This is a genomic window from Pseudomonas sp. SWI44 (assembly GCF_002947915.1).
GTDB lineage: Bacteria > Pseudomonadota > Gammaproteobacteria > Pseudomonadales > Pseudomonadaceae > Aquipseudomonas > Aquipseudomonas taiwanensis.
Genome location: NZ_CP026674.1, coordinates 3,001,377 through 3,028,170 on the forward strand (window position 1 = coordinate 3,001,377; position 26,794 = coordinate 3,028,170).

General features: G+C 57.4%; 35 protein-coding genes. All 35 read left to right on the forward strand.

Going from position 1 to position 26,794, the window contains the following annotated elements:
* Positions 1-60: 60 nt before the first annotated feature.
* The 35 genes from rplK to rpsM all read left to right on the forward strand — a co-directional run bounded on the left by rplK (position 61) and on the right by rpsM (position 26,782).
* The gene (rplK, locus tag C4Q26_RS14115; RefSeq protein WP_023382638.1) at positions 61-492 is read left to right on the forward strand and encodes a 50S ribosomal protein L11; all 432 of its coding nucleotides are present in this window, start codon (positions 61-63) and stop codon (positions 490-492) included.
* On the forward strand, positions 492-1,187 hold the full coding sequence (gene rplA, locus C4Q26_RS14120) for a 50S ribosomal protein L1 (protein ID WP_023382637.1): 696 nt from the start codon (positions 492-494) through the stop codon (positions 1,185-1,187). Before rplK ends, rplA begins: the two co-directional genes overlap by 1 nt.
* Positions 1,188-1,386: 199 nt before the next feature.
* Complete coding sequence (gene rplJ, locus C4Q26_RS14125) at positions 1,387-1,887, forward strand: 50S ribosomal protein L10 (RefSeq protein WP_003257082.1); 501 nt, start codon at positions 1,387-1,389, stop codon at positions 1,885-1,887.
* Between the two features lie 78 nt (positions 1,888-1,965).
* On the forward strand, positions 1,966-2,334 hold the full coding sequence (gene rplL, locus C4Q26_RS14130) for a 50S ribosomal protein L7/L12 (RefSeq protein ID WP_011531883.1): 369 nt from the start codon (positions 1,966-1,968) through the stop codon (positions 2,332-2,334).
* A 49-nt stretch (positions 2,335-2,383) separates the two neighbouring features.
* Entirely contained in the window at positions 2,384-2,554 is a 171-nt protein-coding gene (locus C4Q26_RS27865; RefSeq protein WP_023382636.1) for a hypothetical protein, read from the forward strand.
* Positions 2,554-6,627 (forward strand): DNA-directed RNA polymerase subunit beta, encoded by a 4,074-nt coding sequence (gene rpoB, locus C4Q26_RS14135; RefSeq protein ID WP_023382635.1) that lies wholly within the window; start codon positions 2,554-2,556, stop codon positions 6,625-6,627. Before C4Q26_RS27865 ends, rpoB begins: the two co-directional genes overlap by 1 nt.
* 63 nt (positions 6,628-6,690) lie before the next feature.
* Positions 6,691-10,890 (forward strand): DNA-directed RNA polymerase subunit beta', encoded by a 4,200-nt coding sequence (gene rpoC, locus C4Q26_RS14140; RefSeq protein ID WP_023382634.1) that lies wholly within the window; start codon positions 6,691-6,693, stop codon positions 10,888-10,890.
* Positions 10,891-11,101: 211 nt separating this feature from the next.
* Positions 11,102-11,473: a 30S ribosomal protein S12 gene (gene rpsL, locus C4Q26_RS14145; protein WP_003186084.1), complete on the forward strand. Its 372-nt coding sequence runs from the start codon at positions 11,102-11,104 to the stop codon at positions 11,471-11,473.
* 106 nt (positions 11,474-11,579) lie between these two features.
* The gene (gene rpsG, locus C4Q26_RS14150) at positions 11,580-12,050 is read left to right on the forward strand and encodes a 30S ribosomal protein S7 (protein WP_003246741.1); all 471 of its coding nucleotides are present in this window, start codon (positions 11,580-11,582) and stop codon (positions 12,048-12,050) included.
* 30 nt (positions 12,051-12,080) lie between these two features.
* Positions 12,081-14,225 (forward strand): elongation factor G, encoded by a 2,145-nt coding sequence (gene fusA, locus C4Q26_RS14155; protein ID WP_023382633.1) that lies wholly within the window; start codon positions 12,081-12,083, stop codon positions 14,223-14,225.
* A 30-nt stretch (positions 14,226-14,255) separates the two neighbouring features.
* On the forward strand, positions 14,256-15,449 hold the full coding sequence (gene tuf, locus C4Q26_RS14160) for an elongation factor Tu (protein ID WP_023382632.1): 1,194 nt from the start codon (positions 14,256-14,258) through the stop codon (positions 15,447-15,449).
* 141 nt (positions 15,450-15,590) lie between these two features.
* Positions 15,591-15,902, forward strand: a complete 312-nt coding sequence (gene rpsJ / locus C4Q26_RS14165; RefSeq protein ID WP_003186070.1) for a 30S ribosomal protein S10 — start codon at positions 15,591-15,593, stop codon at positions 15,900-15,902.
* Between the two features lie 80 nt (positions 15,903-15,982).
* Complete coding sequence (rplC, locus tag C4Q26_RS14170) at positions 15,983-16,618, forward strand: 50S ribosomal protein L3 (RefSeq protein ID WP_023382631.1); 636 nt, start codon at positions 15,983-15,985, stop codon at positions 16,616-16,618.
* A 12-nt stretch (positions 16,619-16,630) separates the two neighbouring features.
* Positions 16,631-17,233, forward strand: a complete 603-nt coding sequence (gene rplD, locus C4Q26_RS14175; protein ID WP_008089819.1) for a 50S ribosomal protein L4 — start codon at positions 16,631-16,633, stop codon at positions 17,231-17,233.
* Positions 17,230-17,529 carry a 50S ribosomal protein L23 gene (gene rplW, locus C4Q26_RS14180; protein ID WP_003255484.1) on the forward strand — a complete coding sequence of 100 codons (300 nt, stop codon included), beginning with the start codon at positions 17,230-17,232 and terminating at the stop codon, positions 17,527-17,529. Before rplD ends, rplW begins: the two co-directional genes overlap by 4 nt.
* 14 nt (positions 17,530-17,543) lie before the next feature.
* Positions 17,544-18,368, forward strand: a complete 825-nt coding sequence (gene rplB, locus C4Q26_RS14185) for a 50S ribosomal protein L2 (RefSeq protein WP_023382630.1) — start codon at positions 17,544-17,546, stop codon at positions 18,366-18,368.
* Between the two features lie 16 nt (positions 18,369-18,384).
* Positions 18,385-18,660 carry a 30S ribosomal protein S19 gene (gene rpsS, locus C4Q26_RS14190; RefSeq protein ID WP_010486981.1) on the forward strand — a complete coding sequence of 92 codons (276 nt, stop codon included), beginning with the start codon at positions 18,385-18,387 and terminating at the stop codon, positions 18,658-18,660.
* Positions 18,661-18,671: 11 nt separating this feature from the next.
* The gene (gene rplV / locus C4Q26_RS14195; RefSeq protein ID WP_003103908.1) at positions 18,672-19,004 is read left to right on the forward strand and encodes a 50S ribosomal protein L22; all 333 of its coding nucleotides are present in this window, start codon (positions 18,672-18,674) and stop codon (positions 19,002-19,004) included.
* 13 nt (positions 19,005-19,017) lie between these two features.
* Positions 19,018-19,704, forward strand: coding sequence for a 30S ribosomal protein S3 (rpsC, locus tag C4Q26_RS14200; RefSeq protein WP_003255481.1), 687 nt, complete (start codon positions 19,018-19,020; stop codon positions 19,702-19,704).
* 12 nt (positions 19,705-19,716) lie between these two features.
* On the forward strand, positions 19,717-20,130 hold the full coding sequence (gene rplP, locus C4Q26_RS14205; RefSeq protein WP_003255479.1) for a 50S ribosomal protein L16: 414 nt from the start codon (positions 19,717-19,719) through the stop codon (positions 20,128-20,130).
* The gene (gene rpmC, locus C4Q26_RS14210) at positions 20,130-20,321 is read left to right on the forward strand and encodes a 50S ribosomal protein L29 (RefSeq protein ID WP_002555481.1); all 192 of its coding nucleotides are present in this window, start codon (positions 20,130-20,132) and stop codon (positions 20,319-20,321) included. The genes rplP and rpmC overlap by 1 nt, the downstream gene beginning before the upstream one ends.
* 2 nt (positions 20,322-20,323) lie before the next feature.
* Positions 20,324-20,590: a 30S ribosomal protein S17 gene (rpsQ, locus tag C4Q26_RS14215; protein WP_003255478.1), complete on the forward strand. Its 267-nt coding sequence runs from the start codon at positions 20,324-20,326 to the stop codon at positions 20,588-20,590.
* A gap of 23 nt (positions 20,591-20,613) precedes the next feature.
* Positions 20,614-20,982: a 50S ribosomal protein L14 gene (gene rplN / locus C4Q26_RS14220; RefSeq protein WP_002555479.1), complete on the forward strand. Its 369-nt coding sequence runs from the start codon at positions 20,614-20,616 to the stop codon at positions 20,980-20,982.
* A gap of 11 nt (positions 20,983-20,993) precedes the next feature.
* A complete protein-coding gene (rplX, locus tag C4Q26_RS14225) occupies positions 20,994-21,308 on the forward strand; it encodes a 50S ribosomal protein L24 (RefSeq protein ID WP_023382629.1) in 315 nt (104 codons plus the stop codon).
* A 20-nt stretch (positions 21,309-21,328) separates the two neighbouring features.
* Positions 21,329-21,868, forward strand: coding sequence for a 50S ribosomal protein L5 (gene rplE, locus C4Q26_RS14230; protein WP_023382628.1), 540 nt, complete (start codon positions 21,329-21,331; stop codon positions 21,866-21,868).
* A gap of 13 nt (positions 21,869-21,881) precedes the next feature.
* Positions 21,882-22,187 (forward strand): 30S ribosomal protein S14, encoded by a 306-nt coding sequence (gene rpsN, locus C4Q26_RS14235; protein WP_013970638.1) that lies wholly within the window; start codon positions 21,882-21,884, stop codon positions 22,185-22,187.
* A 209-nt stretch (positions 22,188-22,396) separates the two neighbouring features.
* A complete protein-coding gene (rpsH, locus tag C4Q26_RS14240) occupies positions 22,397-22,789 on the forward strand; it encodes a 30S ribosomal protein S8 (protein ID WP_023382627.1) in 393 nt (130 codons plus the stop codon).
* A gap of 12 nt (positions 22,790-22,801) precedes the next feature.
* Positions 22,802-23,335 (forward strand): 50S ribosomal protein L6, encoded by a 534-nt coding sequence (gene rplF, locus C4Q26_RS14245; protein WP_009681972.1) that lies wholly within the window; start codon positions 22,802-22,804, stop codon positions 23,333-23,335.
* A gap of 10 nt (positions 23,336-23,345) precedes the next feature.
* The gene (rplR, locus tag C4Q26_RS14250) at positions 23,346-23,696 is read left to right on the forward strand and encodes a 50S ribosomal protein L18 (protein ID WP_009397496.1); all 351 of its coding nucleotides are present in this window, start codon (positions 23,346-23,348) and stop codon (positions 23,694-23,696) included.
* 3 nt (positions 23,697-23,699) lie between these two features.
* Complete coding sequence (rpsE, locus tag C4Q26_RS14255; protein ID WP_023382626.1) at positions 23,700-24,200, forward strand: 30S ribosomal protein S5; 501 nt, start codon at positions 23,700-23,702, stop codon at positions 24,198-24,200.
* Between the two features lie 2 nt (positions 24,201-24,202).
* Positions 24,203-24,379, forward strand: coding sequence for a 50S ribosomal protein L30 (gene rpmD, locus C4Q26_RS14260; RefSeq protein WP_009397493.1), 177 nt, complete (start codon positions 24,203-24,205; stop codon positions 24,377-24,379).
* Positions 24,380-24,382: 3 nt separating this feature from the next.
* The gene (gene rplO, locus C4Q26_RS14265) at positions 24,383-24,817 is read left to right on the forward strand and encodes a 50S ribosomal protein L15 (protein ID WP_023382625.1); all 435 of its coding nucleotides are present in this window, start codon (positions 24,383-24,385) and stop codon (positions 24,815-24,817) included.
* On the forward strand, positions 24,818-26,149 hold the full coding sequence (gene secY / locus C4Q26_RS14270) for a preprotein translocase subunit SecY (protein ID WP_003257108.1): 1,332 nt from the start codon (positions 24,818-24,820) through the stop codon (positions 26,147-26,149).
* Positions 26,150-26,177: 28 nt separating this feature from the next.
* A complete protein-coding gene (gene rpmJ / locus C4Q26_RS14275; protein WP_002555468.1) occupies positions 26,178-26,294 on the forward strand; it encodes a 50S ribosomal protein L36 in 117 nt (38 codons plus the stop codon).
* A gap of 131 nt (positions 26,295-26,425) precedes the next feature.
* Positions 26,426-26,782, forward strand: a complete 357-nt coding sequence (gene rpsM, locus C4Q26_RS14280; RefSeq protein WP_023382624.1) for a 30S ribosomal protein S13 — start codon at positions 26,426-26,428, stop codon at positions 26,780-26,782.
* Positions 26,783-26,794: the final 12 nt, after the last annotated feature.

Genomic DNA, 26,794 nt, shown 5'->3' on the forward strand with positions numbered 1-26,794 from the left:
GATAAAACGCAAGTCATCCGGGGAGCCATCTGGCGTTCGTACCCGATATTGGAGTAGCTCATGGCTAAGAAGATTCAGGCTTACATCAAGCTGCAAGTTAAGGCCGGCCAGGCCAACCCAAGCCCACCCGTTGGTCCAGCACTGGGTCAACACGGTGTGAACATCATGGAATTCTGCAAGGCCTTCAACGCCCGTACTCAGGGTCAAGAGCCAGGTCTGCCGACTCCAGTGATCATCACTGTTTACAGTGACCGTAGCTTCACTTTCGAAACCAAGAGCACCCCTGCTTCGGTTCTGCTGAAGAAGGCTGCTGGCCTGACCAGCGGTTCGGCTCGTCCGAACACTGTCAAGGTTGGTACCGTCAACCGTGCTCAGCTGGAAGAGATCGCCAAGACCAAGCAGGCTGATCTGACCGCTGCTGACCTGGACGCAGCTGTACGCACCATCGCTGGCTCTGCCCGCAGCATGGGTCTGAACGTGGAGGGTGTGTAATGGCTAAGCTGACCAAGCGCCAAAAGGCCATTGCTTCGAAAGTCGAAGCTGGCAAAGTTTACAACTTCGAAGAAGCAGCAGTGCTGCTGGCCGAACTGTCCACCGTGAAGTTCAGCGAGTCCTTCGACGTTGCCGTCAACCTCGGCGTTGACCCGCGTAAATCCGACCAGGTCGTTCGTAGCGCTACCGTGCTGCCACACGGCACTGGCAAGACCGTACGTGTTGCCGTCTTCACCCAGGGTCCTGCTGCTGAAGCCGCTCTGGCTGCTGGCGCTGACCGCGTAGGTATGGACGATCTGGCTGCCGAAATGAAAGGCGGCGACCTGAACTATGACGTCGTCATCGCATCGCCTGATGCAATGCGCGTTGTAGGTCAGCTGGGTCAGGTTCTGGGTCCGCGCGGCCTGATGCCTAACCCGAAAGTTGGTACCGTGACGCCAGACGTCGCTTCGGCTGTCAAAAACGCCAAGGCTGGTCAGGTTCGCTACCGTACCGACAAAAACGGTATCATCCACACCTCCGTTGGCAAGGTCGGCTTCGAAGCTGGCAAGCTGAAGGAAAACGTTGAGGCACTGATCGCTGATCTGAAGCGTATCAAGCCTGCTTCTTCGAAAGGTATCTACGTCAAACGCGTTACCCTGAGCACCACCATGGGCCCAGGCCTGGTCATCGACCAGAGCTCGCTGAACGCGTAAGACCGATGGTGGCGCGATTCGTCGCGCCACCAGCAAAAAATTGGGGTCCCTGCCTGGCGGGGGCTATCCAAGACCGTAGGCGGCGCAAGCCTTAAACCACAAGCCTACGCAGATGGTGCTCCCGATTCGTTACCGAATCAGACACCAAAACGACATCCGGCTTCGGCCAGATGAAACGGTAAAAACCAGGAGTAAACCCGTGGCAATTAAACTCGAAGACAAGAAGGCCATCGTCGCTGAAGTCAACGAGGCTGCCAAAGTCGCTCTGTCCGCTGTCGTGGCTGATGCCCGTGGTGTGACTGTAGGCGCAATGACCGGACTCCGTAAAGAGGCCCGCGAAGCTGGCGTTTACGTACGTGTCGTACGTAACACCCTGCTCAAGCGCGCTGTTGAAGGCACCGAATTCTCGATCCTCAACGACGCGTTCAAAGGCCCGACCCTGATTGCTTTCTCCAACGAACACCCGGGCGCTGCTGCTCGTCTGTTCAAAGAGTTCGCCAAGGGTCAGGACAAGTTCGAGATCAAGGCAGCTGCGTTTGACGGCAAGTTCCTTGCCGCTAACCAGATCGACGTGCTGGCAACCCTGCCAACTCGCGACGAGGCTATCGCACAGCTGATGAGCGTAATCCAAGGTGCAACCAGCAAGCTGGCTCGTACCCTGGCAGCTCTGCGCGACCAGAAAGAAGCTGCTGCTGCCTAAGGCACGCGCAACTCTTTCAAAATCATACGTTTAATTTGATGGCTGCGTAGGCTGTCACCCCAATACAGGATTTAAGTCATGTCTCTGACTAACGAACAAATCATCGAAGCGATCGGCCAGAAAACTGTTCTGGAAATTGTTGAACTGATCAAAGCGATGGAAGAAACCTTCGGCGTTACCGCTGCTGCCGCTGTTGCCGCTGGCCCAGCTGTTGCTGCCGCTGCTGCTGAAGAGCAGACCGAGTTCAACGTCGTTCTGACCGAAGCTGGCGACAAGAAAGTAAACGTGATCAAGGCCGTTCGTGAACTGACCGGTCTGGGCCTGAAAGAAGCCAAAGAGAAAGTCGACGGCGCTCCTCAGGTTATCGCTGAAGGCGTTTCGAAAGAAGCCGCTGAAGACGCGAAGAAGAAGCTGGAAGAAGCTGGCGCTAAAGTCGAGCTGAAGTAATCTCGACCTTGCGACTCCAGCCGGAGCGTTGAGCGAAGGCTGATGGCTGGTGGCTTATGCCACCGGCCTTTTTCCGTTATTGGTGGCCGATCAGGTCGGCCCCGATAACTGGCTGCAAGACACCCATGTGGGTGGCGCAAACCAAGAGGTTTGCACGATTTTCTGGCTGCTCCCGCCGGGAGAAGCCAAACAAGCAGGTGACCAAGCTGGGGAACGCTGATGGCTTACTCATACACTGAGAAAAAACGTATCCGCAAGGACTTTAGCAAGTTGCCGGACGTCATGGATGTGCCTTACCTCCTGGCCATCCAGCTGGATTCGTATCGCGAATTCCTGCAAGCGGGAGCATCCAAGGATCAGTTCCGCGACGTCGGCCTGCACGCGGCCTTCAAATCGGTATTCCCGATCATCAGCTACTCCGGCAATGCTGCCCTGGAGTACGTAGGCTATCGCCTGGGCGAACCAGCCTTCGATGTGAAGGAATGTGTCCTGCGTGGCGTGACCTTCGCGGTCCCACTGCGGGTCAAGGTGCGCCTGATCATCTTCGACAAGGAATCGTCGAACAAAGCGATCAAGGACATCAAAGAGCAAGAAGTCTACATGGGTGAAATCCCCCTGATGACTGAGAACGGTACCTTCGTTATCAACGGTACCGAGCGTGTGATCGTTTCCCAGCTGCACCGTTCGCCTGGTGTGTTCTTCGACCACGACCGTGGCAAGACGCACAGCTCCGGCAAGCTGCTGTACTCCGCTCGCATCATCCCTTACCGTGGTTCGTGGCTGGACTTCGAGTTCGACCCGAAAGACTGCGTGTTCGTCCGTATCGACCGTCGCCGCAAACTGCCGGCCTCGGTACTGCTGCGCGCCCTGGGTTACAGCACCGAAGAGGTTCTGAACACCTTCTACACCACCAACGTATTCCACGTATCCGGCGAGAAGCTGAGCCTGGAACTGGTACCGCAGCGTCTGCGTGGTGAAGTCGCGGTGATGGATATCCACGACGGTAGCGGCAAGGTCATCGTCGAGCAGGGCCGTCGTATCACTGCGCGCCACATCAACCAGCTCGAGAAGGCTGGGGTCAACCAGCTGGACGTACCGCTGGAATATGTCCTGGGCCGTACTACCGCCAAGGCCATCGTGCACCCGGCAACCGGTGAAATCCTCGCCGAGTGCAACACCGAGCTGACCACCGAGCTGATGATCAAGATCGCCAAGGCTCAGGTCGTCCGCATCGAAACGCTGTATACCAACGACATCGACTGCGGTCCGTTCATCTCCGACACCCTGAAGATCGACACCACCAGCAACCAGCTGGAAGCTCTGGTGGAGATCTACCGCATGATGCGCCCAGGCGAGCCGCCAACCAAGGATGCTGCCGAGACCCTGTTCAACAACCTGTTCTTCAGCGCCGAGCGTTACGACCTGTCCGCCGTAGGCCGCATGAAGTTCAACCGTCGTATCGGTCGCACCGAGATCGAAGGTTCGGGCGTGCTGAGCAAGGAAGACATCGTCGAGGTCCTCAAGACCCTGGTCGACATCCGTAACGGCAAAGGCATCGTCGACGACATCGACCACCTGGGTAACCGTCGCGTTCGCTGCGTCGGCGAGATGGCCGAGAACCAGTTCCGTGTTGGCCTGGTGCGCGTGGAGCGCGCGGTCAAGGAACGTCTGTCGATGGCTGAAAGCGAAGGCCTGATGCCGCAAGACCTGATCAACGCCAAGCCGGTAGCGGCGGCGGTGAAAGAGTTCTTCGGTTCCAGCCAGCTGTCGCAGTTCATGGACCAGAACAACCCGCTCTCCGAGATCACCCACAAGCGTCGTGTCTCTGCACTCGGCCCAGGCGGTCTGACCCGTGAGCGCGCTGGCTTCGAAGTCCGTGACGTACACCCGACCCACTACGGCCGTGTGTGCCCGATCGAGACTCCTGAAGGTCCGAACATCGGTCTGATCAACTCCCTGGCAGCCTATGCCCGCACCAACCAGTACGGTTTCCTGGAAAGCCCGTACCGCGTGGTGAAGGAAGGCGTGGTCAGCGATGACATCGTGTTCCTGTCGGCGATCGAAGAAGCGGATCACGTCATTGCACAGGCTTCGGCCGCAATGAACGAGAAGAAGCAGCTGATCGACGAGCTTGTAGCGGTCCGTCACCTGAACGAATTCACCGTCAAGGCGCCGGAAGACGTCACCCTGATGGACGTTTCGCCGAAGCAGGTTGTTTCCGTCGCTGCCTCGCTGATTCCGTTCCTCGAGCACGACGACGCCAACCGTGCACTGATGGGTTCGAACATGCAGCGTCAGGCTGTACCGACCCTGCGTGCCGACAAGCCGCTGGTAGGTACCGGCATGGAGCGCAACGTCGCCCGTGACTCCGGTGTCTGCGTGGTAGCTCGCCGTGGTGGTGTGATCGACTCGGTCGACGCCAGCCGTATCGTCGTTCGCGTAGCCGACGACGAAGTCGAAACCGGCGAAGCAGGTGTGGATATCTACAACCTGACCAAATACACCCGTTCCAACCAGAACACCTGCATCAACCAGCGTCCGCTGGTCAGCAAGGGTGATGTGGTTGCGCGTGGTGACATCATGGCCGACGGCCCGTCCACCGACATGGGTGAACTGGCACTGGGTCAGAACATGCGCATCGCGTTCATGGCGTGGAACGGCTTCAACTTCGAAGACTCCATCTGCCTGTCCGAGCGTGTTGTTCAGGAAGACCGTTTCACCACCATCCACATCCAGGAACTGACCTGTGTGGCGCGTGACACCAAGCTTGGCCCAGAGGAAATCACCGCGGACATCCCGAACGTCGGTGAAGCCGCCCTGAACAAACTGGACGAAGCCGGTATTGTCTACGTCGGTGCCGAAGTCGGCGCTGGTGACATCCTGGTCGGCAAGGTCACTCCGAAAGGCGAGACCCAGCTGACTCCGGAAGAGAAGCTGCTGCGCGCGATCTTCGGTGAGAAAGCCAGCGACGTCAAAGACACCTCCCTGCGCGTGCCGACCGGCACCAAGGGTACCGTCATCGACGTTCAGGTCTTCACCCGTGATGGCGTAGAGCGCGACAGCCGTGCCCTGGCCATCGAGAAGATGCAACTGGACGAGATCCGCAAGGACCTCAACGAAGAGTTCCGCATCGTCGAAGGCGCAACCTTCGAGCGTCTGCGTGCTGCCCTGAACGGCCAGGTGGTCGACGGTGGCGCGGGCCTGAAGAAAGGCACCGTGATCACTGACGAAGTGCTGGACGGTCTGGAGCATGGGCAGTGGTTCAAGCTGCGCATGGCTGAAGATGCACTGAACGAGCAGCTGGAAAAAGCTCAGCAGTACATCGTCGATCGCCGTCGTCTGCTGGACGACAAGTTCGAAGACAAGAAGCGCAAGCTGCAGCAGGGCGATGACCTGGCTCCGGGCGTTCTGAAGATCGTCAAGGTCTACCTGGCAATCCGCCGTCGCATCCAGCCGGGTGACAAGATGGCCGGTCGTCACGGTAACAAGGGTGTTGTCTCGGTGATCATGCCGGTCGAAGACATGCCGCACGACGCCAACGGTACTCCGGTCGACGTCGTACTGAACCCGCTGGGTGTACCTTCGCGTATGAACGTCGGTCAGATCCTTGAAACCCACCTGGGCCTCGCGGCCAAAGGTCTGGGCGAGAAGATCGACCGCATGATCGAAGAACAGCGCAAGGCCGCTGAACTGCGTACCTTCCTGACCGAGATCTACAACGAGATTGGCGGTCGTCAGGAAAACCTGGACGAGTTCTCTGACGAAGAGATCCTTACCCTGGCGAACAACCTGAAGAAGGGCGTGCCCATGGCCACTCCAGTCTTCGACGGTGCCAAGGAGCATGAGATCAAGGCCATGCTGAAACTGGCCGACCTGCCAGAGAGCGGCCAGATGGTGCTGTTCGATGGCCGTACCGGCAACAAGTTCGAGCGTCCAGTGACCGTTGGTTACATGTACATGCTCAAGCTGAACCACTTGGTGGACGACAAGATGCACGCGCGTTCCACTGGTTCGTACAGCCTGGTTACCCAGCAGCCGCTGGGTGGTAAGGCGCAGTTCGGTGGTCAGCGTTTCGGGGAGATGGAAGTGTGGGCGCTGGAAGCATACGGCGCGGCATACACCCTGCAAGAAATGCTCACAGTGAAGTCGGACGACGTGAACGGCCGTACCAAGATGTACAAGAACATCGTGGATGGCGATCACCGTATGGAGCCGGGCATGCCCGAGTCCTTCAACGTGTTGATCAAAGAGATCCGTTCGCTCGGTATCGATATCGATCTGGAAACCGAATAACACGTGACGCGAAGGGGAGTGGGCAGCTAATGCCCGCTCCCTGCTCCGCCAGGAGGAAAGGCCTTGAAAGACCTACTGAATTTGCTGAAAAACCAGGGTCAAGTCGAAGAGTTCGACGCCATCCGCATCGGTCTGGCGTCGCCTGAAATGATCCGTTCGTGGTCGTTCGGTGAAGTTAAGAAGCCGGAAACCATCAACTACCGTACGTTCAAGCCTGAGCGTGACGGCCTGTTCTGCGCCAAGATCTTTGGCCCAGTCAAGGACTACGAGTGCCTGTGCGGTAAGTACAAGCGCCTGAAGCACCGCGGTGTCATCTGCGAGAAGTGCGGCGTTGAAGTCGCCCTGGCCAAGGTTCGTCGTGAGCGCATGGCCCACATCGAACTGGCTTCGCCGGTTGCCCACATCTGGTTCCTGAAGTCGCTGCCGTCCCGGATCGGCCTGCTGATGGACATGACCCTGCGTGATATCGAGCGTGTTCTCTACTTCGAGAGCTATGTCGTTATCGACCCAGGCATGACCACCCTTGAAAAAGGCCAACTGCTGAACGACGAGCAGTATTTCGAAGCGCTGGAAGAGTTCGGCGATGACTTCGATGCCCGCATGGGTGCCGAGGCTGTCCGCGAACTGCTGCACGCTATCGACCTGGAGCACGAGATCGGCCGCCTGCGCGAAGAGATTCCGCAGACCAACTCGGAAACCAAGATCAAGAAGCTGTCCAAGCGCCTGAAGCTGATGGAAGCTTTCCAGGGTTCGGGCAACCTGCCTGAGTGGATGGTCTTGACCGTCCTGCCAGTGCTGCCGCCGGACCTGCGCCCGCTGGTTCCGCTGGATGGCGGCCGCTTCGCGACCTCCGACCTGAACGACCTGTATCGTCGGGTGATCAACCGTAACAACCGTCTGAAGCGCCTGCTCGATCTGTCGGCGCCGGACATCATCGTGCGCAACGAGAAGCGCATGCTGCAGGAAGCGGTCGACGCCCTGCTGGACAACGGCCGTCGCGGTCGCGCCATCACTGGCTCGAACAAGCGTCCGCTGAAGTCGCTGGCCGACATGATCAAAGGTAAGCAAGGTCGCTTCCGTCAGAACCTGCTCGGTAAGCGTGTGGACTACTCTGGCCGTTCGGTAATTACCGTAGGTCCGACCCTGCGTCTGCACCAGTGCGGTCTGCCGAAGAAGATGGCTCTGGAGCTGTTCAAACCGTTCATTTTCGGCAAGCTGGAAATGCGTGGTCTGGCGACCACCATCAAGGCTGCCAAGAAGATGGTCGAGCGCGAACTGCCAGAGGTGTGGGACGTTCTCGCCGAAGTGATTCGCGAACACCCCGTCCTGCTCAACCGCGCACCGACCCTGCACCGTCTGGGTATCCAGGCCTTCGAACCGGTTCTGATCGAAGGTAAGGCTATCCAGCTGCACCCGCTGGTCTGCGCCGCGTACAACGCCGACTTCGACGGTGACCAGATGGCCGTTCACGTGCCGCTGACCCTGGAAGCCCAGCTCGAAGCGCGCGCACTGATGATGTCGACCAACAACATCCTGTCGCCAGCCAACGGTGAGCCGATCATCGTTCCGTCGCAGGACGTTGTACTGGGTCTGTACTACATGACCCGTGAAGCCATCAACGCCAAGGGCGAAGGTCGCGTGTTCGCTGACCTGCAGGAAGTCGACCGCGTATTCCGCGCCGGCGAAGCTGCCCTGCACGCGAAAATCAAGGTTCGTATCAACGAAACCGTGAAAGAGCGTGATGGCTCGGTGGTCAAGAACACCCGCATCGTCGACACCACTGTCGGCCGTGCGCTGCTGTTCCAGGTTGTACCGGCAGGTCTGCCGTACGACGTGGTCAACCAGCCGATGAAGAAAAAGGCGATCTCCAAGCTGATCAACCAGTGCTATCGCGTGGTTGGTCTGAAAGAGACCGTGATCTTCGCTGACCAACTGATGTACACCGGTTTCGCCTACTCGACCATCTCCGGCGTTTCCATCGGTGTTAACGACTTCGTTATCCCGGACGAAAAAGCCCGCATCATCGGTACCGCTACCGACGAAGTGAAGGAGATCGAGAGCCAGTACGCGTCCGGCCTGGTAACCCAGGGCGAGAAGTACAACAAGGTCATCGACTTGTGGTCGAAGGCGAACGACGAAGTGTCCAAGGCGATGATGGCCAACCTCTCGAAAGAGAAGGTCATCGACCGCGAGGGCAAGGAAGTCGAGCAAGAGTCCTTCAACTCGATGTACATGATGGCAGACTCCGGTGCGCGTGGTTCGGCCGCCCAGATCCGTCAGCTGGCCGGTATGCGTGGTCTGATGGCCAAGCCGGACGGCTCCATCATCGAGACGCCGATCACCGCGAACTTCCGTGAAGGTCTGAGCGTTCTGCAGTACTTCATCTCGACCCACGGTGCTCGTAAGGGTCTGGCGGATACTGCACTGAAGACCGCGAACTCCGGTTACCTGACTCGTCGTCTGGTAGACGTTGCCCAGGATCTGGTTGTGACCGAGATCGACTGCGGCACCGACCAGGGCCTGCTGATGACTCCGCACATCGAAGGCGGCGACGTTGTAGAGCCGCTGGGCGAGCGCGTATTGGGTCGTGTGATTGCCCGTGACGTGTTCAAGCCAGGCACCGAGGACGTCATCGTTCCGGCCGGTACCCTGGTCGACGAGAAGTGGGTCGAGTTCATCGAGCTGAACAGCATCGACGAAGTCGTCGTTCGTTCGCCGATCAACTGTGAAACCCGCTACGGCATCTGTGCCAAGTGCTACGGTCGCGACCTGGCGCGTGGTCACCTGGTCAACATCGGTGAAGCTGTCGGCGTTATCGCCGCTCAGTCGATCGGTGAGCCGGGTACCCAGCTGACCATGCGTACGTTCCACATCGGTGGTGCTGCAAGCCGTACTTCGGCTGCCGACAGCGTACAGGTGAAGAACGGTGGTATGGTGCGTCTGCACAACCTGAAGCAGGTTGAGCGTGCCGATGGCAACCTGGTCGCGGTATCGCGTTCCGGCGAGCTGGCCATTGCCGACGAGTTCGGTCGTGAGCGTGAGCGCTACAAGCTGCCTTACGGTGCTGTGATTTCGGTCAAGGAAGGTGACAAGGTCGAAGCTGGCGCCATCGTCGCCAAGTGGGACCCGCACACCCACCCGATCGTCACCGAGCTGAAAGGTACCGTGACCTTCGTAGGCATGGAGGAAGGCATCACCATCAAGCGTCAGACTGACGAATTGACCGGCCTGACCAACATCGAAGTCATGGACGTCAAGGATCGCCCTGCCGCAGGCAAGGAAATCCGTCCGGCCATCAAGATGGTCGACGCCTCTGGCAAGGATCTGTACCTGCCAGGTACCGACGTACCTGCTCAGTACTTCCTGCCGGCCAACGCCTTGGTTGGTGTGGCTGACGGCGCCCAGATCGGTGTTGGTGACGTTATCGCGCGTATCCCGCAAGAAACGTCCAAGACCCGTGACATCACCGGTGGTCTGCCGCGCGTTGCCGACCTGTTCGAAGCGCGCCGTCCGAAAGAAGCCTCGATTCTGGCAGAAGTCAGCGGCACCATCGCCTTCGGTAAAGAGACCAAGGGCAAGCGTCGTCTGGTCATTACCCCGACCGACGGTAGCGAGCCGTACGAAGAGCTGATTCCGAAGTGGCGCCACCTGAACGTCTTCGAAGGCGAACAGGTAAACCGCGGCGAAGTTATCTCCGACGGTCCGAGCGATCCGCACGACATCCTGCGTCTGCTGGGTGTGAGCGCGCTGGCGAAGTACATCGTCAACGAGATTCAGGACGTTTACCGTCTGCAGGGCGTGAAGATCAACGACAAGCACATCGAGACCATCCTGCGTCAGATGCTGCGCAAGGTCGAGATCTCCGAGTCGGGCGATTCCAGCTTCATCAAGGGCGACCAGATGGAACTGACCCAGGTACTGGTCGAGAACGAGCGTCTCGCCAGCGAGGACAAGTTCATCTCGAAGTTCACCCGCGTGCTGCTGGGTATCACCAAGGCGTCGCTGTCGACCGAGTCGTTCATCTCCGCGGCTTCCTTCCAGGAAACTACCCGCGTACTGACCGAAGCGGCGGTAACCGGCAAGCGCGATTACCTGCGCGGCCTCAAAGAGAACGTGGTCGTGGGTCGTCTGATCCCGGCTGGTACCGGTCTGGCGTACCACAGCGAGCGTAAGCGTCGCCGTGATGCCGACAAGCCGCTGCGTGTAAGCGCCAGTGAGGTGGAAGCCGCACTGACCGAAGCGCTGAACTCCAGCGGTAACTAAGTACAGGGCAGGGCCCCGGCAGTTCCTGAAGGTCATCGGTGACAGGATTTGTTACCGATGACCGGGCGGGGAGGGCCGGGGCCTCGTCTTGACTGGGTGCAAGATCCTCTTTAGACTTTTGTACCCTTAAATTTGGTGAGGCTCCGTCTCGCCAATTTTTGGCTTTTCTTGCAAGACAATAGCGTCGCAAGACAATCAGTGGAGCTAGTAGATGGCAACTATCAACCAGCTGGTACGTCAGCCGCGTAAGCGTATCGTCGAGAAATCCGACGTTCCTGCGCTGCAGAACTGCCCGCAACGTCGTGGCGTGTGCACCCGCGTGTACACCACCACGCCGAAAAAACCTAACTCGGCACTGCGTAAAGTATGCCGTGTGCGTCTGACCAACGGTTTCGAGGTTTCCTCGTACATCGGTGGTGAAGGCCACAACCTGCAAGAGCACAGCGTCGTCCTGATCCGTGGCGGCCGTGTAAAAGACTTGCCAGGTGTTCGTTACCACACCGTTCGCGGCTCTCTGGATACTTCGGGCGTCAAAGGCCGTAACCAGGGTCGTTCGAAGTACGGTACCAAGCGTCCGAAGTAATCGGCCGTTTGCAGACATCCAATTTTTTGAGTCGATAAGAGTAAGGTCGGGCAGGGGTCGAAGACCCACGTCCCGGGCTAACCTGAAGACCGTTTGAGGGCTTATCATGCCAAGACGTCGTGTAGCAGCAAAACGTGAGATCCTGGACGATCCGAAGTACGGATCCCAGATCCTCGCCAAGTTCATGAACCACGTGATGGAAAGCGGCAAGAAGGCCGTAGCCGAGCGCATCGTTTACGGTGCTCTGGATACCGTCAAAGCACGCAAGAACAGCGATCCCCTGGAAATCTTCGAGAAAGCTCTCGACGCCATCGCTCCGCTGGTCGAAGTAAAGTCCCGCCGTGTCGGCGGTGCCACTTACCAGGTTCCGGTTGAAGTTCGTCCGTCCCGTCGTAACGCTCTGGCAATGCGCTGGCTCGTAGACTACGCCCGCAAGCGCGGCGAGAAGTCGATGGCTCTGCGCCTGGCTGGCGAGCTGCTGGATGCTGCTGAAGGCAAGGGTGCTGCAGTCAAGAAGCGTGAAGACGTGCACCGTATGGCTGAAGCCAACAAGGCGTTCTCGCACTACCGCTTCTAATTCAAGCATCAATCTTTTTGCGAGGGCTTTATGGCTCGTACTACAGCAATTAACCGCTACCGTAACATCGGTATCTGCGCGCACGTTGACGCGGGCAAGACTACCACTACCGAGCGGATCCTGTTCTACACAGGCCTGAGCCACAAGATGGGCGAGGTGCATGATGGCGCCGCGACCACCGACTGGATGGTTCAGGAGCAGGAGCGCGGTATCACCATTACCTCCGCTGCTGTTACCACTTTCTGGAAAGGCTCCCGTGGTCAGTACGACAACTACCGCGTAAACGTCATCGATACCCCCGGCCACGTAGACTTCACCATTGAAGTAGAGCGTTCGCTGCGCGTACTCGACGGCGCGGTCGTCGTGTTCTGCGGTACCTCCGGCGTTGAGCCGCAGTCCGAAACCGTATGGCGTCAGGCCAACAAGTACGGCGTTCCACGTGTTGTCTACGTGAACAAGATGGACCGTGCTGGTGCCAACTTCCTGCGCGTTGTCGGCCAGATCAAGAACCGCCTGGGTCACACCCCGGTTCCAATCCAGCTGGCTATCGGTGCTGAAGACAACTTCCAGGGTCAGGTTGACCTGATCAAGATGAAAGCCATCTACTGGAACGAAGACGACAAGGGCACCACCTATCGCGAGGAAGAGATTCCTGCCGATATGCTGGAGCTGGCTGAAGAGTGGCGCGCCAACATGGTCGAGTCCGCTGCTGAAGCCAACGAAGAGCTGATGAACAAGTACCTCGAAGAAGGTGACCTGTCCGTCGAAGAGATCAAGGCTGGTCTGCGCGCCCGTACTCTGGCGAGCGAGATCGTGCCTGCGGTCTGCGGTTCTTCGTTCAAGAACAAGGGTGTTCCTCTGGTTCTCGACGCCGTTATCGACTTCCTGCCGGCTCCGACCGAGATCCCTGCTATCCAGGGTATCAACCCGGACGACGCCGACCTGGCCAAAGACGACCCGGCTGTTCGTCATGACGAGCGTCACGCTGACGACAACGAGCCGTTCTCGGCTCTGGCGTTCAAGATCGCTACCGACCCGTTCGTAGGTACTCTGACCTTCGTTCGCGTCTACTCGGGCGTTCTGAACTCCGGTGACTCGGTCATCAACTCGGTCAAAGGCAAGAAAGAGCGCGTTGGTCGTATGGTGCAGATGCACGCCAACCAGCGTGAAGAGATCAAGGAAGTTCGCGCTGGCGACATCGCGGCCCTGATCGGCATGAAAGACGTTACCACTGGTGAAACCCTGTGCGACGCTGACAAGCCAATCATCCTTGAGCGCATGGACTTCCCAGAGCCAGTGATTTCGCTGTCTGTTGAGCCGAAGACCAAGCAAGACCAGGAAAAAATGGGTATCGCACTGGGCAAGCTGGCTCAGGAAGACCCGTCGTTCCGTGTCAAGACCGACGAAGAGACTGGCCAGACCATCATCTCCGGTATGGGTGAGCTGCACCTGGACATCATCGTTGACCGCATGAAGCGCGAATTCAACGTTGAAGCCAACATTGGTAAGCCTCAGGTTTCGTACCGCGAGAAGATCACCAAGTCCGGCGTCGAGATCGAAGGCAAGTTCGTTCGTCAGTCCGGCGGTCGTGGTCAGTTCGGTCACTGCTGGATCCGCTTCTCCGAGCCGGATCAGGACGAAAAGGGCAACATCACCGAAGGCCTGGTCTTCACCAACGAAGTCGTTGGCGGTGTGGTTCCGAAGGAATACATCCCGGCGATCCAGAAGGGTATCGAAGAGCAGATGAAGAACGGCGTTGTCGCCGGCTATCCTCTGATCGGCCTGAAGGCTACCGTGTTCGACGGTTCGTACCACGACGTCGACTCCAACGAGATGGCGTTCAAGATCGCGGCCTCCATGGCGACCAAGCAGCTGGCCCAGAAGGGTGGCGGTGTTGTGCTTGAGCCGATCATGAAGGTTGAGGTAGTAACCCCTGAGGATTACATGGGTGACGTGATGGGTGACCTGAACCGTCGTCGTGGTCTGATCCAGGGTATGGATGACTCGGTCTCCGGCAAGGTTATCCGTGCAGAAGTCCCACTGGGAGAGATGTTCGGTTATGCGACCGACGTTCGTTCCATGTCTCAGGGTCGCGCAAGCTACTCCATGGAATTCTCCAAGTACTCCGAAGCTCCGTCGAACATCGTCGAAGCACTCGTTAAAAAACAAGGCTAATCCAGCCCTTTAGGCAAGAGGTTCACTGTCGTGGCTAAAGAAAAATTTGATCGTTCCCTTCCCCACGTTAACGTCGGCACCATCGGCCACGTTGACCACGGTAAGACCACTCTGACCGCAGCTCTGACTCGCGTCTGCTCCGAAGTTTTCGGTTCGGCAGTCGTTGAGTTCGACAAGATCGACTCGGCTCCGGAAGAAAAAGCGCGCGGTATCACCATCAACACCGCTCACGTCGAGTACAACTCGAACATTCGTCACTACGCTCACGTTGACTGCCCAGGTCACGCTGACTACGTGAAGAACATGATCACCGGTGCTGCCCAGATGGACGGCGCGATCCTGGTTTGCTCGGCCGCCGATGGTCCGATGCCACAAACCCGTGAGCACATCCTGCTGTCCCGTCAGGTTGGCGTTCCGTACATCGTGGTCTTCCTGAACAAGGCTGACCTGGTAGACGACGCTGAGCTGCTGGAACTGGTCGAGATGGAAGTTCGCGACCTGCTGTCCACCTACGACTTCCCAGGCGACGACACTCCGATCATCATCGGTTCGGCTCGTATGGCGCTGGAAGGCAAAGACGACAACGAAATGGGCACTACCGCTGTCAAGAAGCTGGTAGAAACTCTGGATGCCTACATTCCTGAGCCAGTTCGTGCCGTTGACCAGCCGTTCCTGATGCCGATCGAAGACGTATTCTCGATCTCGGGTCGTGGTACCGTTGTTACCGGTCGTATCGAGCGTGGTATCGTTCGCGTTCAAGACCCGCTGGAAATCGTTGGTCTGCGTGAAACTTCGACCACCACCTGCACCGGTGTCGAGATGTTCCGCAAGCTGCTGGACGAAGGTCGTGCTGGCGAGAACTGCGGCGTTCTGCTGCGTGGTACCAAGCGTGACGACGTTGAGCGTGGCCAGGTTCTGGTCAAGCCAGGTTCGGTCAAGCCGCACACCAAGTTCACCGCAGAAGTCTACGTTCTGTCGAAGGAAGAAGGCGGTCGTCACACTCCGTTCTTCAAAGGCTACCGTCCTCAGTTCTACTTCCGTACCACTGACGTGACCGGTAACTGCGAACTGCCGGAAGGCGTTGAAATGGTAATGCCAGGTGACAACATTCAGATGACTGTCACCCTGATCAAGACCATCGCAATGGAAGACGGTCTGCGCTTCGCTATCCGTGAAGGCGGTCGTACCGTCGGCGCCGGCGTCGTAGCCAAAATCATCGAGTAATCACTCGGTCGATTGAAAAAGCCCCCGCTCAGCGGGGGCTTTTTTTATTGGGTTGACACTAAATGGGGGCGTCTATAGAATCACGCCTCCTTTTAACGGGCGTAGTGCGCCCGATGGGAACAGCCTGGAGTCTGAAATCCAATGCAAAATCAGCAAATCCGTATCAGGTTGAAGGCTTTCGACCATCGCCTGATCGACCAATCCACCCAGGAAATCGTGGAAACCGCGAAACGTACTGGTGCACAAGTGCGTGGTCCAATTCCACTGCCTACCCGCAAAGAGCGTTTCACCGTTCTGGTCTCCCCGCACGTCAACAAAGACGCGCGTGATCAGTACGAGATTCGCACTCATAAGCGTGTTCTGGACATCGTCCAGCCAACGGATAAAACCGTTGATGCGCTGATGAAGCTTGATCTCGCGGCAGGCGTGGAAGTGCAGATCAGCCTCGGCTAAGACTTCGGTCTGGTCGTGTAACGCTCTGAAATGGGCGGCCATAGCGGGTGAAAGCCCCGTACACTCATGAGGTTTACAACATGACTATTGGTGTAGTCGGTCGCAAGTGCGGTATGACCCGCATTTTCACCGAAGAAGGTGTCTCCATTCCGGTCACGGTCATTGAGATCGAGCCGAATCGCGTCACCCAGTTCAAAACTGAAGAAACCGATGGCTACCGTGCAGTGCAAGTCACTGTCGGCGAGCGTCGTGCTTCGCGCGTGACTGCCGCTCAGGCAGGTCACTTCGCTAAAGCGAACGTTGCCGCTGGTCGCGGTGTCTGGGAGTTCCGTCTTGAAGAAGGCGAGTTCCAGGCTGGCGACTCGATCAAAGCTGAACTCTTCGCTGCAGGCCAGCTGGTAGACGTTACTGGTCAGTCCAAAGGTAAAGGCTTCGCCGGTACCATCAAGCGCTGGAACTTCCGTGGTCAGGACAACACCCACGGTAACTCCGTGTCGCACCGTGTCCCAGGCTCCATCGGCCAGTGCCAGACTCCTGGTCGTGTGTTCAAGGGCAAGAAAATGTCCGGTCACATGGGCGCCGAGCGCGTGACTGTTCAGTCCCTGGAAGTAGTGCGTGTAGACGCTGAGCGCAATCTGCTGCTGGTCAAGGGTGCCGTTCCGGGCGCTACTGGCGGCGACGTGATTGTTCGTCCAGCTGTCAAGGCTCGCGGTTAAGGGGAAACTGACATGCAACTCAATGTAAATGACGCTCAGGCGATCGAAGTTTCCGAACTGACCTTCGGTGGCGAATTCAACGAGACGCTGGTACACCAAGCAGTCGTGGCCTACATGGCCGGCGGCCGTCAGGGCACCAAGCAGCAGAAGACCCGTTCCGACGTGGCTGGTGGCGGTAAGCGCCCATGGCGTCAGAAGGGTACTGGCCGTGCTCGTGCTGGTACCACTCGTGGTCCGATCTGGCGTGGCGGTGGTGTTACCTTCGCAGCTCGTCCTCAGGATCACTCGCAGAAGCTCAACAAGAAGATGTATCGCGCAGCTCTGCGCTCCATCCTTGCTGAGCTGGTGCGTAGCGACCGTCTGGTCGTGGTTCAGGACTTCGCTGTTGAAGCCCCGAAAACCAAAGACCTGCTGAACAAGCTGAACGGCATGGGTCTGAACGACGTACTGATCGTTTCGGACGCTGTTGATCAGAACCTGTACCTGGCTGCTCGCAACCTGCCGCACGTAGATGTACGTGACGTTCAAGGTTCCGACCCGGTCAGTCTGATCGCATACGAGAAAGTGTTGATCACTGTCTCGGCCGTGAAGAAATTCGAGGAGCTGCTGGGATGAACCAGGAACGCGTATTTAAAGTCCTCCTTGGCCCGCACGTTTCCGAGAAGGCTACCGTTCTGGCTGAGAAAAAAGGCCAGTTCGTATTCAAGGTTGCTACCGATGCAACCAAGCTGGAAATCAAGAAAGCTGTCGAAGGCCTGTTCAACGTAAAAGTTGAAAACGTGTCGACCGTTAACGTTCTGGGTAAAACCAAGCGTACCGCACGTGGTCTGGGCAAGCGTAATGACTGGAAGAAGGCGATCGTCTCCCTTCAGCCAGGCCAAGATCTCGATTTCAGCAGCAGTGCTGAGTAAGGAAGGGGTGCATCATGGCAATCGTTAAATGCAAACCGACTTCCCCTGGCCGCCGTTTCGTGGTCAAGGTGGTCAACCAGGAGCTGCACAAAGGCGCTCCTCACGCACCGCTGATCGAGAAAAAATCGAAGTCTGGTGGTCGTAACAACAATGGCCGCATCACCACTCGTCACGTTGGTGGTGGTCACAAGCAGCATTACCGTCTGGTCGACTTCCGTCGCAACGACAAAGATGGCATTCCAGCCACTGTCGAGCGTATCGAATACGATCCGAACCGTACTGCTCACATCGCCCTGCTGTGCTACGCAGACGGCGAGCGTCGCTACATCATCGCCCCTAAAGGCGTGAGCGCTGGCGACCAGCTGATCGCAGGTGCCCTGGCCCCAATCAAGGCCGGTAACTCCCTGCAACTGCGCAACATCCCAGTAGGTAGCACCGTTCACGGCGTCGAACTGAAGCCGGGTAAAGGTGCTCAGATCGCTCGTTCCGCTGGTGCTTCGGCTCAGCTGATCGCTCGTGAAGGCGTCTACGTGACTCTGCGCCTGCGCTCCGGTGAGATGCGCAAAGTACTGGCTGAGTGCCGTGCGACCCTGGGCGAAGTCTCGAACTCCGAGCACAGCCTGCGCTCGCTGGGTAAAGCTGGTGCCAAACGCTGGCGCGGCGTTCGCCCAACCGTTCGTGGTGTTGCCATGAACCCGGTTGACCACCCACATGGTGGTGGTGAAGGTCGTACCTCCGGTGGTCGTCATCCGGTATCGCCATGGGGCTTCCCAACCAAGGGTGCTAAGACTCGTGGTAATAAGCGTACCGACAACATGATCGTCCGTCGTCGCAAGTAACTAGAGGGATACGACAGTGCCACGTTCTCTGAAAAAAGGTCCTTTTATCGATCTTCACCTTCTGAAGAAGATCGAAGTGGCGGTGGAGAAGAACGATCGCAAGCCAGTTAAAACCTGGTCGCGCCGTTCGATGATCCTGCCACAAATGGTCGGTCTGACCATCGCGGTACACAACGGTCGTCAACACGTCCCAGTTCTGGTGAACGAAGACATGGTCGGCCACAAACTGGGCGAGTTCGCCGGTACCCGCACCTATCGCGGGCACGTGGCTGACAAGAAAGCCAAGCGTTAAGGGGTAAGGAAATGGAAGTAGCCGCTAAGTTGTCGGGCGCTCGCATCTCCGCCCAGAAAGCCCGCTTGGTCGCCGACCAGATCCGCGGGAAGAAGGTGGGCGAAGCGCTCAACCTGTTGGCCTTCAGCAGCAAAAAAGCCGCTGAAATCATGAAGAAAGTCCTCGAGTCGGCCGTTGCCAACGCCGAACACAACGAAGGCGCAGACGTTGATGACCTGAAGGTCTCCACCGTCTTCGTCAACGAAGGGCGTTCGCTGAAGCGCATCATGCCACGTGCCAAAGGCCGTGCTGATCGCATCGTCAAGCGGTCTTGCCATATCACTGTCAAGGTTGCGGACAAGTAACGGAGTCGATCAGATGGGTCAGAAAGTACATCCCACTGGCATTCGCCTGGGAATCGTCAAGGAGCACACCTCCGTCTGGTACGCAGACGGTGCTACTTACGCAGATTACCTGTTGAAGGATCTGAAAACGCGTGAGTACCTCCAGGACAAACTAAAAAGCGCGTCCGTAAGCCGTATCGATATTCATCGTCCGGCTCAAACTGCACGCATCACCATCCACACCGCTCGTCCCGGTATCGTTATCGGTAAGAAAGGTGAAGATGTCGAGAAGCTGCGTCAGGACCTGACCAAGCAGATGGGTGTGCCTGTGCACATCAACATCGAAGAGATCCGCAAGCCGGAACTCGACGCTATGCTGGTTGCGCAGAGCGTAGCTCAGCAGCTGGAGCGCCGCGTAATGTTCCGTCGCGCCATGAAGCGCGCCGTTCAGAACGCCATGCGTATTGGTGCCAAGGGCATCAAGATCCAGGTGAGCGGTCGTCTCGGCGGTGCTGAGATTGCTCGTACCGAGTGGTATCGCGAAGGTCGTGTGCCTCTGCACACCCTGCGTGCCGATATCGACTACAACACCTACGAAGCTCACACCACCTACGGTGTGATCGGTGTGAAGGTTTGGATCTTCAAAGGCGAAGTTATTGGTGGTCGCCAAGAAGAACTGAAACCACAAGCACCAGCGCCTCGTAAAAAAGCTGCTAAGTAAGGGGTACGCCAAATGTTGCAACCAAAGCGTACAAAATTCCGCAAGCAGATGACCGGCCACAACCGTGGTCTGGCACTGCGCGGTAGCAAAGTCAGCTTCGGCGAATTCGCCCTGAAGGCTGTTGCTCGCGGTCGCCTCACCGCTCGCCAGATCGAGTCCGCACGTCGTGCGCTGACCCGTCACGTAAAACGTGGCGGTAAGATCTGGATCCGTGTGTTCCCGGACAAGCCGATCTCCAAGAAACCTCTCGAGGTTCGTATGGGTAAAGGTAAGGGTTCCGTGGAATACTGGGTTGCCCAGATTCAGCCAGGCAAAGTCCTGTACGAAATCGAGGGTGTTTCTGAAGAGCTGGCGCGCGAAGCTTTCGCTCTGGCCGCTGCAAAGCTGCCTCTCGCCACCTCCTTTGTTAAGCGGACGGTGATGTGATGAAAGCGAATGAACTTCGTGAAAAATCGGCACAGCAACTGAATGAGCAACTGCTCGGCTTGCTGCGCGACCAGTTCAATCTGCGTATGCAGAAAGCAACTGGCCAGTTGGGGCAGTCGCACCTGCTCTCGCAAGTTAAGCGTGACATCGCTCGCGTGAAAACTGTGCTCAACCAGCAGGCAGGTAAGTGATCATGGCTGAAGCTGAAAAAACCGTCCGTACGCTGACTGGCCGTGTCGTCAGCGACAAAATGGACAAGACCATCACCGTTCTGATCGAGCGTCGCGTTAAGCACCCGATCTACGGTAAATACGTTAAGCGTTCGACTAAGCTGCACGCGCACGACGAAGCCAACCAGTGCAAGATCGGCGACAAGGTTTCCATCCGTGAAACCCGTCCGCTGGCCAAGACCAAGTCCTGGGCACTGGTTGAAGTCCTCGAACGCGCTGTTGAAGTCTAAGGGCTAAGGGTCGGAGAAATTTTATGATTCAGACTCAATCCATGCTCGATGTGGCCGATAACAGCGGCGCTCGTCGCGTCATGTGCATCAAGGTGCTCGGCGGTTCGCACCGTCGTTACGCCGGTATCGGTGACATCATCAAGGTAACCGTCAAGGAAGCAATTCCGCGCGGTAAGGTCAAAAAAGGCCAGGTGATGACTGCTGTTGTCGTCCGTACCCGTCACGGTGTACGTCGCGCTGACGGTTCCATCATTCGTTTCGACGGCAACGCTGCTGTTCTGCTGAACAACAAGCAAGAGCCGATCGGCACTCGCATCTTCGGGCCAGTGACCCGTGAACTTCGTACTGAGAAGTTCATGAAGATCGTCTCGCTCGCCCCTGAAGTGCTGTAAGGAGATCCGACATGCAAAAGATTCGTCGTGATGACGAGATCATCGTGATCGCCGGCAAAGACAAAGGTAAGCGCGGTAAGGTGCTGAAGGTTCTCGCTGACGACCGTCTGGTCGTTGGCGGTGTCAACCTGGTCAAGCGTCATACCAAGCCTAACCCGATGGCGGGCGTACAGGGCGGTATCGTCGAAAAAGAAGCGCCTCTGCACGCTTCCAACGTTGCCATTTTCAACAGCGAAACCAACAAGGCAGACCGCGTTGGCTTCAAAGTTGAAGACGGCAAGAAAATTCGTGTCTTCAAGTCGACCCAGAAAGCGGTTGATGCTTGAACACTGCTAGGTAGAAGACAATGGCACGACTGAAAGAGATTTACCGGAACGAAATCGCTCCCAAGCTTAAGGAAGAACTTAAGCTTTCGAACGTGATGGAAGTTCCGCGCGTAACCAAGATCACCCTGAACATGGGCCTGGGCGAAGCGATCGGTGACAAGAAAGTCATCGAGCACGCTGTTGCCGACCTGGAAAAGATCACTGGTCAAAAGCCAGTTGTGACTTTCGCTCGTAAATCCATCGCGGGCTTCAAAGTCCGTGAAGGTTGGCCGATCGGTGTCAAGGTGACCCTGCGTCGCGACAAGATGTACGAGTTCCTGGACCGCCTGCTGGCGATCTCCCTGCCTCGGGTTCGCGACTTCCGCGGCCTGAACGCCAAGTCCTTCGACGGTCGTGGCAACTACAGCATGGGCGTGAAAGAGCAGATCATCTTCCCGGAAATCGATTACGACAAGATCGATGCTCTGCGCGGTCTGGACATTACCCTGACCACCACTGCTCGTACGGATGATGAAGGCCGCGCACTGCTGCGTGCTTTCAAATTCCCGTTCCGCAACTGATTGGAGTAGGAAAATGGCCAAGAAGAGCATGAAGAACCGCGAGCTGAAGCGTCAGCTCACGGTAGCCAAGTACGCTAAGAAGCGTGCCGAGCTGAAAGCGACCATCGTCAACCTGAACGCCTCTCCAGAAGAGCGTTTCGCTGCCGTAGTCGCTCTGCAGAAACAGCCACGTGACGCCAGCGCTTCGCGCCTGCGCAACCGTTGCCGCCTGACCGGTCGTCCTCACGGTGTATACCGTAAGTTCGGCCTGGGCCGTAACATGCTGCGTCAAGCTGCAATGCGCGGCGACGTACCAGGCCTGGTCAAAGCCTCCTGGTAATCGCTGCAGGTGTGATCCCGGCGGAAGGGGAGCAATCTTCCGACCGTCGGTGACCTCGCCAACAAACAAGCCCCTATACGGGGCTTGTTTCGTTTCTGTCTTGTGTCTAGAATGACCGGCTCACCTGAGCCTGGGTTTTTTGCCCTGCCTGCTCGGGTGGTTGTGATAGCCGCAAGGCTAATAATTCTTGTATCAGGAGCATCTAGCCCATGAGTATGCAGGACCCGTTAGCGGACATGCTAACTCGCATCCGTAATGCCCAGATGGCTGAAAAGTCCGTCGTAAGCATGCCTTCCTCCACCCTGAAGGTCGCGGTTGCCAAAGTTCTGAAGGACGAAGGTTACATCGCTGGCTACCAGGTCAGTGGCGAAGCCAAGCCTTCCCTGTCGATCGAACTGAAGTACTTCGAAGGCCGTCCGGTCATCGAGGAGCTGAAGCGCTCCAGCCGTCCAGGCCTGCGCCAGTACAAGTCCGTCTCTGACCTGCCGAAAGTACGTGGCGGTCTGGGCGTGTCTATCGTCTCCACCAACAAAGGTGTGATGACTGATCGCGCTGCGCGCGCTGCCGGTGTCGGCGGCGAAGTTCTGTGCACAGTGTTCTAAGGGGAGATAGGCATGTCTCGCGTCGCTAAGAACCCCGTTAAGCTGCCAGCTGGTGTCGAAGTCAAATTCGCCGGCCAACAGCTTTCGGTTAAGGGTGCCAAAGGCACTCTCGAACTGAATGTTCACTCGTCTGTTGAAGTTACCGAAGAGTCTGGCGAGCTGCGTTTCGTCGCTCGCAATGGTGACCAGCAAGCTCGCGCCATGGCCGGTACTACCCGTGCTCTGGTCAACAACATGGTCCAAGGCGTAAGCCAAGGCTTCGAGCGTAAGCTCCAGCTGGTCGGTGTTGGTTACAAGGCACAGGCTAAAGGCACCGTTCTGAACCTGGCTCTGGGCTTCTCGCACCCAGTGGACTACGAACTGCCAGCCGGTATCACCGCTGAAACCCCAAGCCAGACCGACATCCTGATCAAGGGTATCGATAAGCAGCTGGTGGGTCAGGTGGCCGCTGAAATCCGCGACTTCCGTCCGCCAGAGCCTTACAAAGGCAAGGGTGTGCGTTACGCGGACGAAGTAGTCCGTCGTAAAGAAGCCAAGAAGAAGTAGGGCCTAGCAAATGACCGACAAAAAAGTTACTCGACTGCGTCGCGCTCGCAAAGCACGCCTGAAAATGCACGAACTCGAAGTCGTGCGTCTCTGCGTGTTCCGCTCCTCGCAGCACATCTATGCCCAGGTCATTTCGGCCGACGGCAGCAAGGTTCTGGCAAGCGCCTCGACCTTGGACAAAGAACTGCGTGATGGCGCCACCGGCAACATCGACGCGGCCACTAAGGTTGGCAAGCTGGTAGCTGAGCGTGCGAAAGCCGCCGGTGTATCTCAAGTTGCCTTTGACCGTTCCGGCTTCAAGTACCACGGCCGCGTCAAAGCGCTGGCTGATGCTGCTCGTGAAGGCGGGCTGGAGTTCTAAGTTATGGCAAATAACGATCAAAAGCGCGACGAAGGCTACATCGAGAAGCTGGTTCAAGTTAACCGCGTAGCTAAAACCGTTAAAGGCGGCCGTATCTTCACCTTCACCGCGCTGACCGTGGTTGGTGATGGCAAGGGTCGTGTTGGTTTCGGCCGTGGCAAATCGCGCGAAGTACCTGCCGCGATCCAGAAAGCCATGGAAGCTGCTCGTCGCAACATGATTCAGGTTGACCTGAAAGGCACCACCCTGCAGTACGCCACCAAGGCCGCCCACGGCGCCTCGAAGGTTTACATGCAGCCTGCCTCGGAAGGTACCGGTATCATCGCCGGCGGCGCCATGCGTGCCGTCCTGGAAGTTGCTGGCGTTCAGAACGTCCTGGCCAAGTGCTACGGTTCGACCAACCCAGTGAACGTGGTTTACGCCACCTTCAAGGGTCTGAAAGCCATGCAATCTCCTGAGTCCATTGCTGCCAAGCGCGGCAAGAGCGTTGAGGAGATCATCTGATCATGGCAACCGTAAAAGTAACGCTGATCAAAAGCACCGCCGGCCGTCTGCCTAACCACAAACTGTGCGTTAAAGGCCTGGGTCTGCGTCGCATCGGTCACACTGTAGAAGTCCAGGATACTCCCGAGAACCGCGGGATGATCAACAAGGCTTACTACATGCTGCGCGTCGAGGGTTAATCGATGAAACTCAATGATCTGAGTCCAGCGCCGGGTTCCCGTCGCGAAAAGCATCGTCCGGGTCGTGGTATCGGTAGCGGTCTGGGTAAGACTGGCGGCCGTGGCCACAAAGGTCAGACTTCCCGTTCGGGTGGTTCGATCGCTCCGGGCTTCGAAGGCGGTCAACAGCCGCTGCACCGTCGCCTGCCGAAGTTCGGCTTCGTTTCCCTGAAAGCCATGGACCGCGCAGAAGTGCGTCTGTCCGAGCTGGCCAAGGTGGAAGGCGACGTGGTCTCCGTGCAATCCCTGAAGGATGCCAACGTGATCGGCCAGAACGTCCAGCGTGTGAAAATCATGCTGTCTGGCGAAGTCACTCGCGCAGTCACCATCAAGGGTATCGCAGCCACCAAGGGTGCGCGTGCGGCTATCGAAGCAGCTGGCGGCAAGTTCGAGGAATAAATGGCTAAGCAAGGTGCTCTCTCTTCGCTCGGTAAGGGCGGGATGTCGGAACTCTGGGCTCGTCTGCGCTTTCTGTTCATGGCGATCATCGTCTATCGGATAGGTGCGCATATCCCGGTTCCTGGCATCAATCCAGACCGTCTGGCGGATCTGTTTCGGCAGAATGAGGGGACCATTCTTAGCTTGTTCAACATGTTTTCCGGTGGCGCGCTCGAGCGCATGAGCATCTTTGCACTGGGGATCATGCCGTATATCTCGGCATCGATCATCATGCAGCTGATGACTGCGGTCAGCCCGCAACTGGAGCAGTTGAAGAAGGAAGGTGAAGCTGGCCGTCGCAAGATCAGCCAGTACACCCGCTACGGCACCGTTATCCTGGCACTGGTTCAAGCCATTGGCATGTCCATTGGCCTGGCCAACCAGGGCGTGGCGTTTTCTGTAGGCCTGGGCTTCCATGTCGTTGCCGTCTCCACGTTCGTGGCTGGCGCGATGTTCATGATGTGGCTGGGCGAGCAGATCACCGAGCGCGGTGTGGGCAACGGTATCTCGATGTTGATCTTCGCAGGTATCGTTGCCGGTCTTCCGAGAGCAATCGGGCAGTCTTTCGAGTCTGCACGCACAGGCGATATCAACATCTTCGCCCTGGTCGCTATCGGTTTGCTGGCAGTAGCGATTATCGGTTTCGTGGTGTTCATCGAGCGTGGTCAGCGTCGTATCGCCGTTCACTACGCCAAGCGTCAGCAGGGCCGTAAGGTCTTCGCTGCGCAGACCAGCCACTTGCCGTTGAAAGTGAACATGGCAGGGGTTATCCCGGCCATCTTCGCGAGCAGCATTCTGCTGTTCCCGGCTTCGCTGGGTGCCTGGTTCGGTCAGTCCGAAGGTATGGGCTGGCTGCAGGACATCTCGCAGTCGATCGCTCCTGGTCAGCCGTTGAACATTCTGCTGTTTAGTGCAGGGATCATTTTCTTCTGCTTCTTCTACACAGCGCTGATGTTCAACCCGAAAGACGTAGCGGAAAACCTGAAGAAGTCCGGTGCCTTTATTCCGGGTATCCGTCCTGGTGAGCAGTCGGCACGCTACATTGATGGCGTTCTGACTCGTCTGACCATGTTCGGTGCTCTTTACATGATGGCCGTCTGCCTTCTGCCCCAGTTCCTGGTGGTGGCAGCAAATGTGCCGTTCTACCTTGGCGGGACCTCGTTGCTGATTGTGGTAGTGGTTGTGATGGACTTCATGTCCCAAGTACAATCGCACCTCGTTTCGCACCAGTACGAATCCCTGATGAAGAAAGCCAACCTGAAAGGCTACGGTGGCAGCGGTCTGCTGCGCTGATACGCCCCTAAGGTTCGAGGAGTCGGTAATGAAAGTTCGTGCATCGGTGAAAAAGCTGTGCCGCAACTGCAAAATCATTCGTCGCGAAGGCGTCGTACGAGTGATCTGCAGCGCGGAACCGCGTCACAAACAGCGCCAAGGCTGAGTGTGATCTGCGCTTCAAACCCAGCAGCTAGTGTGCTGCTGGGTTGATTATTCGTTTCTACAGCGATATTATCTCGCGCCCTATTTCTTGGCTTCCGGGGCGTAGGTAGCTGTCAATTGGAGTCCCACTGAATGGCCCGTATTGCAGGCGTCAACATTCCAGATAACAAGCATACTGTTATCTCGCTGACCTACATCTATGGTGTCGGTCGCACTACTGCACAGAAGATCTGTGCAGACGCTGGTGTCAACCCAGCCGCTAAGATCAAGGATCTGAGCGACGAGCAAATCGAAATCCTGCGTGGCGAAGTCGCGAAGTTCACCACTGAAGGTGACCTGCGTCGTGACATCAACATGAAGATCAAACGCTTGATGGACCTGGGTTGCTACCGCGGCCTGCGTCATCGTAAAGGTCTGCCGGTTCGCGGTCAGCGCACCAAGACCAACGCACGCACCCGTAAGGGCCCGCGTAAGCCGATCCGCAAGTAATCGCCCAGGAAT

Coding starts and splice junctions, on each gene's coding strand:
- rplA (WP_023382637.1), top strand. CDS start 492: ATGGCTAAGCTGACCAAGCGCCAAAAGGCCATTGCTTCGAAAGTCGAA.
- rpsH (WP_023382627.1), top strand. CDS start 22,397: ATGAGTATGCAGGACCCGTTAGCGGACATGCTAACTCGCATCCGTAAT.
- rplB (WP_023382630.1), top strand. CDS start 17,544: ATGGCAATCGTTAAATGCAAACCGACTTCCCCTGGCCGCCGTTTCGTG.
- rplC (WP_023382631.1), top strand. CDS start 15,983: ATGACTATTGGTGTAGTCGGTCGCAAGTGCGGTATGACCCGCATTTTC.
- rpsL (WP_003186084.1), top strand. CDS start 11,102: ATGGCAACTATCAACCAGCTGGTACGTCAGCCGCGTAAGCGTATCGTC.
- secY (WP_003257108.1), top strand. CDS start 24,818: ATGGCTAAGCAAGGTGCTCTCTCTTCGCTCGGTAAGGGCGGGATGTCG.
- rpmJ (WP_002555468.1), top strand. CDS start 26,178: ATGAAAGTTCGTGCATCGGTGAAAAAGCTGTGCCGCAACTGCAAAATC.
- rplD (WP_008089819.1), top strand. CDS start 16,631: ATGCAACTCAATGTAAATGACGCTCAGGCGATCGAAGTTTCCGAACTG.
- rpsE (WP_023382626.1), top strand. CDS start 23,700: ATGGCAAATAACGATCAAAAGCGCGACGAAGGCTACATCGAGAAGCTG.
- rpsN (WP_013970638.1), top strand. CDS start 21,882: ATGGCCAAGAAGAGCATGAAGAACCGCGAGCTGAAGCGTCAGCTCACG.
- rpsC (WP_003255481.1), top strand. CDS start 19,018: ATGGGTCAGAAAGTACATCCCACTGGCATTCGCCTGGGAATCGTCAAG.
- rplL (WP_011531883.1), top strand. CDS start 1,966: ATGTCTCTGACTAACGAACAAATCATCGAAGCGATCGGCCAGAAAACT.
- rplR (WP_009397496.1), top strand. CDS start 23,346: ATGACCGACAAAAAAGTTACTCGACTGCGTCGCGCTCGCAAAGCACGC.
- rplX (WP_023382629.1), top strand. CDS start 20,994: ATGCAAAAGATTCGTCGTGATGACGAGATCATCGTGATCGCCGGCAAA.
- rpsM (WP_023382624.1), top strand. CDS start 26,426: ATGGCCCGTATTGCAGGCGTCAACATTCCAGATAACAAGCATACTGTT.
- rplO (WP_023382625.1), top strand. CDS start 24,383: ATGAAACTCAATGATCTGAGTCCAGCGCCGGGTTCCCGTCGCGAAAAG.
- rplE (WP_023382628.1), top strand. CDS start 21,329: ATGGCACGACTGAAAGAGATTTACCGGAACGAAATCGCTCCCAAGCTT.
- rplP (WP_003255479.1), top strand. CDS start 19,717: ATGTTGCAACCAAAGCGTACAAAATTCCGCAAGCAGATGACCGGCCAC.
- rpmD (WP_009397493.1), top strand. CDS start 24,203: ATGGCAACCGTAAAAGTAACGCTGATCAAAAGCACCGCCGGCCGTCTG.
- rpsG (WP_003246741.1), top strand. CDS start 11,580: ATGCCAAGACGTCGTGTAGCAGCAAAACGTGAGATCCTGGACGATCCG.
- rpoB (WP_023382635.1), top strand. CDS start 2,554: ATGGCTTACTCATACACTGAGAAAAAACGTATCCGCAAGGACTTTAGC.
- rplF (WP_009681972.1), top strand. CDS start 22,802: ATGTCTCGCGTCGCTAAGAACCCCGTTAAGCTGCCAGCTGGTGTCGAA.
- rpsQ (WP_003255478.1), top strand. CDS start 20,324: ATGGCTGAAGCTGAAAAAACCGTCCGTACGCTGACTGGCCGTGTCGTC.
- rplW (WP_003255484.1), top strand. CDS start 17,230: ATGAACCAGGAACGCGTATTTAAAGTCCTCCTTGGCCCGCACGTTTCC.
- fusA (WP_023382633.1), top strand. CDS start 12,081: ATGGCTCGTACTACAGCAATTAACCGCTACCGTAACATCGGTATCTGC.
- rpmC (WP_002555481.1), top strand. CDS start 20,130: ATGAAAGCGAATGAACTTCGTGAAAAATCGGCACAGCAACTGAATGAG.
- rpsJ (WP_003186070.1), top strand. CDS start 15,591: ATGCAAAATCAGCAAATCCGTATCAGGTTGAAGGCTTTCGACCATCGC.
- rplV (WP_003103908.1), top strand. CDS start 18,672: ATGGAAGTAGCCGCTAAGTTGTCGGGCGCTCGCATCTCCGCCCAGAAA.
- rplN (WP_002555479.1), top strand. CDS start 20,614: ATGATTCAGACTCAATCCATGCTCGATGTGGCCGATAACAGCGGCGCT.
- rplK (WP_023382638.1), top strand. CDS start 61: ATGGCTAAGAAGATTCAGGCTTACATCAAGCTGCAAGTTAAGGCCGGC.